The organism is Terrilactibacillus tamarindi (assembly GCF_009718825.1).
GTDB classification, from domain to species: Bacteria; Bacillota; Bacilli; order Bacillales; family Sporolactobacillaceae; genus Terrilactibacillus; species Terrilactibacillus tamarindi.
In genome coordinates this window covers 1-371 of record NZ_WNHB01000063.1, presented here as the reverse complement: position 1 = coordinate 371, position 371 = coordinate 1, and the positions used below count along the sequence as shown (strand labels likewise).

Genomic DNA, 371 nt, shown 5'->3' with positions numbered 1-371 from the left:
AAAATAATAAAAAAGTAAAACTGGCAGATGGGGCCTTTATACATTCAGACCAGGGCTTTCACTATACAAATCCAACCTATCAAAAAATGGTTAAAAAATATGGTCTAGGACAATCCATGTCTCGAAGGGGAAATTGTTGGGATAACGCTCCACAGGAATCATTTTTTGGACACTTTAAAGATGAGGCATATATCAAATCCTGCCAAACGCTTGAGGAACTTAAAAAGGAAATTAAACAATATATGACCTACTACAACAACTATAGATATCAATGGAATTTAAAGAAGATGACCCCTGTTCAATACAGAAACCATCTTCAAAATTTAGCATAGGTCTTTTTTTAAAATGTCCTTGACAAAGGGTACACTTCA

1 protein-coding gene is annotated in these 371 nt (G+C 34.2%); it reads left to right on the top strand.

Annotated features, from left to right (window positions below; genetic code table 11):
• Positions 1-332, top strand: a 332-nt coding sequence (locus GMB86_RS15360; RefSeq protein WP_155221408.1) for an IS3 family transposase, incomplete at its 5' end; no start/stop codon positions are given.
• Positions 333-371 lie beyond the last annotated feature (39 nt).